This is a genomic window from Methylophaga sp. UBA4204 (assembly GCF_002379485.1).
GTDB lineage: Bacteria > Pseudomonadota > Gammaproteobacteria > Nitrosococcales > Methylophagaceae > Methylophaga.
This window is the reverse complement of the sequence record NZ_DFTU01000093.1, coordinates 7,625-15,114: the sequence shown is the minus strand read 5'-3', so window position 1 is coordinate 15,114 and position 7,490 is coordinate 7,625. Positions and strand designations below refer to the sequence as shown.

The following is a 7,490-nucleotide window of genomic DNA, read 5'->3' as shown; positions in this document are numbered from 1 at the left end:
AATCCTGCCAGTCTGTTGCCATATGCAGAAAACCGCCCGACTGTATTTTTTGTGCCAGGACGTTAACAAAGGCTGGCTGGATAATTCGACGTTTATGATGACGTTTTTTATGCCAGGGATCCGGAAAATATAGTTGCACGCGATGCAGAGTATTATCCGCAACCTGATTTTTGAGTAATTCCACGGCATCCGTGCATGCCACCCGCACATTAGTTAAATTATTTTCTTCGATAGCTTTTAACAGTTGCCCCACACCTGGTCGATGGACCTCCACGCCAATGAAGTCGTTCTCTGGTTGGTGGATGGCCATTTCAATCAACGAAGCACCATTACCAAATCCGATTTCAAACACCACTGGAGCGTTACGCCCAAACAGCGCTTGCATATCAATAGGTTGGTTATCGGCTTCAATACCAAACTTTGGCCATAAAACATCCAGTGCTTTTTGTTGACCAGGGGTTAAGCGACCCTCACGTTTCACAAAGCTTTTTACCTGACGGAGGCGTTTACCTTCGGTCATTGAATTCACCTTTCAATTAAGTGGTAACTCATCGATATGTCGATGAAAAACAGCGTGACATCATACCGAAGCACTACTGGAAAATCCTTATGGCGATGCATTTAACTGCCGCAGTTTGCAAAAATTGATGTTCTAAATACCAACTATGTGCAGATTTTAGCGTTGGGAAGTTGTCCCATAAATGACAAATCATTAAACAGCTAACCCAGTATTTTTCTGCGATTGATGCGGTACGGCAACAATAAAACCAAAAGCAGGTATTTGAGCATTAAGATGACATAAGCCCAGAAACAGTGCGAAAAAGAGTGATAAGGACTATAATGCGCTGTCTGAATATTAGATCTGATGGATAAACGCCGCTGCAATCAAGCGGCCTCAAATCCCGCTACTTCGATAGTACAAGTAAACGAAAGAGAGACTTAACTTTATGGTTCATCCAGTTTTAGACTCGCTCACCAACGAAGTGATCGAAAGAAGTAAAAAAACTCGCACGGCTTATCTTGCTCGTGTTGACGAAGCTGCAGGGCAGGGTCCTCATCGTCTGACGCTTGGCTGTGGTAATCTGGCTCATGGTTTTGCTGCCTGTGCAGCAACTGAAAAAAGTGATCTGGCTGGTGACAAAAAAGCCAATATCGGCATTATTTCAGCTTATAACGATATGCTTTCTGCACATCAACCTTATAAGGACTTTCCGCCACTTATCAAAGAAGCTGCCAACGAAGCTGGTGGGGTTGCCCAGTTTGCTGGCGGTGTACCGGCGATGTGTGATGGTATTACTCAGGGTTATCCGGGTATGGATCTGTCGCTGTTCAGCCGTGATGTCATCGCAATGTCCACAGCTGTCGGTCTAAGTCATAATATGTTTGATGCCGCAATGATGCTGGGTGTCTGTGACAAGATCGTACCTGGCTTGTTGATCGGGGCGTTAAGCTTCGGTCATTTGCCGACCATCTTTGTGCCGGCAGGTCCGATGCCAAGTGGTCTGCCGAATAAAGAAAAAGTTCGTATCCGCCAATTGTTTGCTGAAGGCAAAGTAGGTCGCGAAGAACTGCTTAAAGCAGAGTCAGAGTCTTACCATAGTCCTGGTACCTGTACTTTCTACGGTACGGCCAACAGCAACCAGATGATGGTTGAAATCATGGGGCTGCATTTGCCGGGTGGTACGTTTATCAATCCTAATACCCCATTACGTGACGAATTAACGAAAGAAGCAGCCCGTCAGGTATTGAAATTTACCGCACTGGGTAACGATTACCGTCCAATCGGTCATATGATCGATGAAAAAGCAATTCTTAATGCGATTATTGGCCTGCTGGCAACGGGTGGTTCAACCAACCACACCATGCACATTGTTGCAGTAGCCCGGGCTGCCGGTATCTTAATCAACTGGGACGATTTTGATCGTCTGTCACAAATCATTCCTTTATTAAGCCGAGTCTATCCAAACGGCAGTGCCGATGTGAATCACTTCCAGGCAGCTGGTGGCATGGGCGTATTAATTCAGGAATTATTATCTCAGGGCTTGTTACACGAAGACATCATTACGGTTGGTAATGAAAAAGGCTTGAAACAATACAGTCAGGAGCCAAAAATCATTGATGGCAAACTGATTTGGCAGGAAGGTCCTAAAGAATCCCTGGATAAAGAAGTTATTGGCACAGTTGAACAACCGTTTGCCAAGTCAGGTGGTGTACATCTGATTAAAGGTAATCTGGGACGTGGCGTATCGAAAGTTTCTGCGGTAGATGTTGAGCATCGTGTTGTAGAGGCACCTGCTCTGGTATTTGATGATCAGGACGATGCCGTTGCTGCATTCAAAAATGGCGAACTGGAAAGAGACGTTATCGTGGTCTTACGATTCCAGGGACCAAAATCCAATGGTATGCCGGAACTGCATAAACTCAGTTCACCGCTGGGCGTATTACAGGATCGTGGATTTAAAGTGGCGTTGGTCACTGACGGTCGTATGTCTGGTGCGTCAGGTAAAGTCCCGTCTGCCATTCAAATGTGTCCTGAATCTGCAGAAGGTGGTCCACTGACCCGAATCAAAGATGGCGATATTATTCATCTCGATACCGAAAGAGGCATTATGAATGTGCTGGTAGATGATGAAGAGTTTAATGCTCGTCTGTCTTGCATGATGGCCAATACTGAACATCATTACGGTAGTGGTCGCGAATTGTTTGACAGTTTCCGGGCAGGCGTATCTTCAGCTGAAGAAGGCGCTATCAATATGTTCAACGTTGAATAATCTTCACCAGAATTAGGGATATCTATTTTTTATGAGCAAAACGATTCACGAAATTATGCAAGTTTCACCGATTGTCCCGGTGATGGTTATTAATAATGTTGAACATGCAGTGCCTTTGGCCAATGCGTTGGTCAAAGGTGGTCTGAAAGTATTGGAGATCACGCTGCGCACTGATGCAGCGCTGGAATCCATCCGTCGTATTAAAGCTGAAGTGCCAGATGCGATTGTCGGTGCTGGGACCATTATCAACATCGAAACGTTAAATGCAGCGATTGATGCGGGTGCAGAATTTATTGTCAGTCCTGGTACCACAGATACCTTGATTGAAGCCGCATTAAAAACCGGTGTGCCTTTATTACCGGGCGTAGCCAATCCTAGTGAAGCCATGCGCTTATTAGAGCGTGGCATTACCGCGATGAAGTTCTTCCCGGCTGAAGCGGCTGGCGGTGTACCCATGCTGAAATCAATTGGTGCCCCAATTCCACAAATTCTGTTCTGCCCAACCGGCGGTGTCAGTCAGAAGAATGTGAAAAACTACTACAGCTTACCTAACGTAGGTTGTGTAGGCGGTTCATGGATGTGTGCAGCGAATCTGGTAGAAGCGGAAAACTGGGATGAAATTACCCGTTTAGCGGCTGAAGCCATTGAGCTTGCTACTAACTAAAAGCAACAGGATTTAGTTAGATTAAAACCGGGCTGGTTTACCAGTCCGGTTTTTTTATGTCTTTAGATCACAATGCCGCGTTCCAACCAGTCCTCTATCAACTGTTTTGCGCCTTGTAACACAACTTCGGGGTTGGGATGCTGCAATACCTCAGAAATGGCTTCAGCGGCTTGCTGGCCAGTCTGACCGTCATCTAATAGATCAAGTAACCGTGCACTAACGGGATTAAGCTCAATAAACTTCACCTGATCATCAGCATTTCGATATAACAACAGAAAAAATGGCGTTTCGGCAGCTTTATCAGGCAGATTATCCGGCCCGATTTGATGCACGGGGTAATCATAAGCAAAAGTCCAGCTCAGGGGGGAGCGTTGCAGAGAGAGTTGCAGGATATCTTGCTGTTCAGTCACTTCACGCTTCACAAAATCCGCATTGGCAATTCCGAGCGCCAACTCAGCCCATTCGTAATGGGCGAGCTCAGCAAGAAAAGGCAACGTCTGATACTGCTGCGGATGTTCTTCGAGATAATGCACAAACTCGCGGGCAATATCATTAAATAAGGGTGAACTGCACCGATGCTCACGAATAAAGTCACGTGCCAGTGCATGCCAGGCAATTTCCCCCAGAATTTGTTTCAATACCGGACAGGCCGTGCTTAAAAAGCTTTCAATATTGTTATAAATCAGCCGCCGATAAATAGCCATGCGCCGCGATTCAACATCGGCTGGCTCAGGGATGCTCTCTGGATCACGCAGATGGGCGGTGAACTGCTGTTGGGTAGTTTTAAAATCAGGCGCTTGCTGCATGTTCAGATCGATATTGTGATTGGATATCTCGAATGTGACCGACTTCTTCAAACAGCGTGTTGAGAGCAGGGATATTAAAATCCCGTTCCAGCAACGTCGGAATCACTCCATGTTGCTGGTAAGTATGCTCAAGCAGTTGCCAAACCGGATCAATTACATCTGCACCATGGGTATCGATAATCAGATCTTCTGCTTCATTATAGTGACCGGCAATATGCAGGTAAGCGATACGTTTACTGTTAAGTGCGTCAATATAAGCATTAGCGTCATAACCGTGATTAATGCTGTTTACATAGACGTTATTCACATCAAGTAACAACTCACAATCGGCTTTTTCCAGTATTGCATTAATAAATTCAATTTCGTCTATCTGCCGGCCTGGTGCCGCGTAGTACGATACATTCTCGATAACCAGTCGGCGTTGCAGAATATCCTGAACCCGAAGAATGCGTTCTGCGACATGCTCAACAGCCTCGTCAGTGAACGGAATAGGCATCAAATCGTAAAGGTGACCCTCATCACTGCAATAGCTCAGATGCTCACTGTAGAGACGAACCTGATGCTGATCCAGAAAGTGTTTAATACGTTTAACAAACGCCTCATCCAGCGGAGCAGGGCTGCCAAGTGATAACGAAAGACCATGACATAGCATTGGAAAACGCTCACTGAATGCCCGCAGTTTTTTGCCCAGCCGACCGCCCATTTCCATCCAGTTTTCTGGTGCGACCTCAATAAAGTCGATAGGCGGGTGATCCAGCTGCATGATTTCATCAATGAAACTGCGTCTTAAACCCAGACCAGCTCCATTGACTGCATAACCTTGTGATCTCATGCTGAAACTCTTATTCATAAAAGTAATTAAAGAGACTCATCTTGATGCGATTTGTTACAACTGAATTGCCAATCGGTTTTATTCCGCCTCCGGAATTTCAAACATCGCACGATCAACGCCTACGTTTCCGGTTTTTGCATCGTATAAATAGACAACCGCTTTGTAGTGGCCGGGTTCGGTAATCGTGGTTTTACCGCTGAACGTGCCAGCTGGTCCGGTAAAGTCCAGTGTTACTTCATCAATAGTTTCTTCATCGCGCATCAGAATAGCTCTGGCTTCATAATTATCAGACTGCCAATGACCGTCTTTGGTGATTGGGCAACCACAGAGCAATGAAGCTTTGGTGTAAATATCAACCTGACCATTCTCCAGAACACGGGTCCAGGCATCCACAATAAAGCCGGTCATGGTAATGATAATGCCATCACCCAGAATATCTTTTCCAGGCACCACCCAGCTGGTCAAGCTGGCTTCCTGATAGGCCTGCTGATAACCATAAGGTCCGATTAATTTAAATCGCAGTAATCTTGGTGCATCAATATCCACTTTCGCTAAAAAACCGGCCGTTTTATCATCTGTCAGTCGTTCGCCACGTTTTAATGGGTTTTCGATAAGCACCGCTGTATCGCCAGTGCCACCGTTTATCCATCCTTCATCGAGAATTTCACCTGTTTCAGCATCTTCAACGATGGCGCGAATACCACCGACACTGGTGCCAATAAATTTCGAATCAACTGCTTTCGCTCTGACCATGATCTCTGTTTCTGCAGCGATAGCTGACAGGCTGACCATCATTAGCGCAATAATTACCCAAAAGCGTGTGTACATGTCTCTCCCCCTCCAGACTTGTTTAATTAATCAGCATCATTCGATGCCGCAGACCATGCATCATAGCCCCCGATCATTGAATAGACATTGGTAAACCCAAGCTGTTGCAAGGTTGCTGTTGCCAATGCACTGCGACCGCCTGATTTGCAATACACCACAATAGGACGTGTTTTATCCTGAAAATCGGGATGTGTCTCTATTGAAAACTCCAGCATGCCGCGAGGAATATGTCTGGCATCAGCGATATGACCCTTAGCGAACTCTTCAGGCTCACGTACATCCAGAGCAATGCTGTCATCGTCCAGCATTTGCTGTGACTGGGAAACACTGATTTGCTGTATGGATGCTTTTGCTGCCTGTACCAGATCCGATGCTGTTTTTGCCATGCGATACTCCTGAATGATTTAAACCTGTGACCATAGTAATCATTAATAGTTGTCAAAGAAACCAATTGCTTGATAACCCAATTGAGGGTTGCGCTGTTACAATGTTTTTTCTTTAATTTTGTAACCCAGCTGACCAACATCTGCCAAAGCCATAATTCGTTATGACCTTATCCAGAATGTTATATCAGTGCCTGAGACAATTATGCTGGCCTATATTATTCGCCGTATCCTGTATGCCTTTCCTATATTGCTGGGTGTCAACGCACTGACATTTGCATTATTTTTTATGGTTAATACGCCAGATGATATGGCGCGAATGCAACTGGGCGAACGTTACATTACTGAACAGGCGATTACGACCTGGAAACAGGAACGTGGTTACGACCGGGATTTGCTGTGGAATGAATCCGCCGAAGGTTTCGAAAAACTCACCGATACCATTTTTTTTGATAAATCACTGGCGTTATTCAGCTTTGAATTTGGTCAGGCCGATGATGGGCGTGATATCGGTGATGATATCAAAACCCGTATGTGGCCCAGTCTGGCGATCGCCATTCCGGTATTTATCGTTGGTTTGCTGGTCAATATTACCTTTGCGTTGATGATGGTGTTTTTTCGGGCAACTTATGTTGATCTCGGTGGGGTAGTGCTGTGTGTTGTTTTAATGTCGATATCCAGTCTGTTCTACATTATTGCCGGGCAGTTTGTTATCGGCAAAGTCATGCAGCTGGTACCTATCTCGGGCTTCGGTGAAGGCTTCAGTACGATAAAATTCCTGATTTTACCGGTAGCGATTGGCATTGTTTCAGGTATTGGCTCGGGATCCCGCTGGTACCGCACTTTATTTCTGGAAGAAATTTCCAAGGATTACGTCCGCACCGCCAGAGCAAAAGGCTTATCTGAAGTGCGGGTTTTGTTTCAGCATGTTTTAAAAAACGCGATGATTCCAATTCTGACTGGCGCGGTAGTGGTAATACCAACCTTGTTTATGGGCAGTCTGATTCTGGAGTCATTCTTTGGTATTCCAGGCCTGGGCAGTTATACCATTGACGCCATCCATGCTCAGGATTTTGCCATTGTGCGAGCCATGGTGTTTCTTGGCTCAGTCTTATATATCGTAGGTCTGTTACTGACCGATATTTCTTATACTTTTGTTGATCCACGGGTACGAATGGATGGCTGATTCAAATATTGATATACGCA

Annotated in this window: 8 protein-coding genes; 3 read left to right on the top strand and 5 right to left on the bottom strand. The window is 45.6% G+C overall.

The features are described from left to right. On the bottom strand, nt 1-520 hold a 520-nt coding region (trmB, locus tag B3182_RS13975), incomplete at its 3' end, for a tRNA (guanosine(46)-N7)-methyltransferase TrmB (RefSeq protein WP_292753158.1). 427 nt (nt 521-947) lie between these two features. On the opposite strand from trmB, the gene edd reads away from it, so the two are divergent. Together edd and B3182_RS13965 are read left to right on the top strand one after the other, a co-directional pair. Continuing rightward, on the top strand, nt 948-2,771 hold the full coding sequence (edd, locus tag B3182_RS13970; RefSeq protein ID WP_292357546.1) for a phosphogluconate dehydratase: 1,824 nt from the start codon (nt 948-950) through the stop codon (nt 2,769-2,771). A gap of 31 nt (nt 2,772-2,802) precedes the next feature. Continuing rightward, complete coding sequence (locus tag B3182_RS13965) at nt 2,803-3,435, top strand: bifunctional 4-hydroxy-2-oxoglutarate aldolase/2-dehydro-3-deoxy-phosphogluconate aldolase (RefSeq protein WP_014707368.1); 633 nt, start codon at nt 2,803-2,805, stop codon at nt 3,433-3,435. Nucleotides 3,436-3,497: 62 nt separating this feature from the next. On the opposite strand, the gene B3182_RS13960 is transcribed toward B3182_RS13965, so the two are convergent. The 4 genes from B3182_RS13960 to B3182_RS13945 all read right to left on the bottom strand — a co-directional run bounded on the left by B3182_RS13960 (nt 3,498) and on the right by B3182_RS13945 (nt 6,287). After that, the gene (locus B3182_RS13960) at nt 3,498-4,241 is read right to left on the bottom strand and encodes a DNA-binding domain-containing protein (RefSeq protein WP_292357544.1); all 744 of its coding nucleotides are present in this window, start codon (nt 4,239-4,241) and stop codon (nt 3,498-3,500) included. Then, on the bottom strand, nt 4,225-5,073 hold the full coding sequence (locus tag B3182_RS13955; protein ID WP_292357542.1) for a DUF692 domain-containing protein: 849 nt from the start codon (nt 5,071-5,073) through the stop codon (nt 4,225-4,227). Before B3182_RS13955 ends, B3182_RS13960 begins: the two co-directional genes overlap by 17 nt. 78 nt (nt 5,074-5,151) lie before the next feature. Further along, nucleotides 5,152-5,901 (bottom strand): hypothetical protein, encoded by a 750-nt coding sequence (locus B3182_RS13950; RefSeq protein WP_292357540.1) that lies wholly within the window; start codon nt 5,899-5,901, stop codon nt 5,152-5,154. A gap of 26 nt (nt 5,902-5,927) precedes the next feature. After that, entirely contained in the window at nt 5,928-6,287 is a 360-nt protein-coding gene (locus tag B3182_RS13945) for a rhodanese-like domain-containing protein (protein WP_292357538.1), read from the bottom strand. A 202-nt stretch (nt 6,288-6,489) separates the two neighbouring features. Between B3182_RS13945 and B3182_RS13940 the strand changes: the two genes are divergently transcribed. After that, entirely contained in the window at nt 6,490-7,470 is a 981-nt protein-coding gene (locus B3182_RS13940) for an ABC transporter permease (protein ID WP_292357537.1), read from the top strand. Nucleotides 7,471-7,490: the final 20 nt, after the last annotated feature.

Excerpts from the sequence above, each read along its gene's own strand:
- edd (WP_292357546.1), top strand. The coding sequence starts at position 948 with ATGGTTCATCCAGTTTTAGACTCGCTCACCAACGAAGTGATCGAAAGA.
- B3182_RS13965 (WP_014707368.1), top strand. The coding sequence starts at position 2,803 with ATGAGCAAAACGATTCACGAAATTATGCAAGTTTCACCGATTGTCCCG.
- B3182_RS13960 (WP_292357544.1), bottom strand. The coding sequence starts at position 4,241 with ATGCAGCAAGCGCCTGATTTTAAAACTACCCAACAGCAGTTCACCGCC.
- B3182_RS13955 (WP_292357542.1), bottom strand. The coding sequence starts at position 5,073 with ATGAGATCACAAGGTTATGCAGTCAATGGAGCTGGTCTGGGTTTAAGA.
- B3182_RS13950 (WP_292357540.1), bottom strand. The coding sequence starts at position 5,901 with ATGTACACACGCTTTTGGGTAATTATTGCGCTAATGATGGTCAGCCTG.
- B3182_RS13945 (WP_292357538.1), bottom strand. The coding sequence starts at position 6,287 with ATGGCAAAAACAGCATCGGATCTGGTACAGGCAGCAAAAGCATCCATA.
- B3182_RS13940 (WP_292357537.1), top strand. The coding sequence starts at position 6,490 with ATGCTGGCCTATATTATTCGCCGTATCCTGTATGCCTTTCCTATATTG.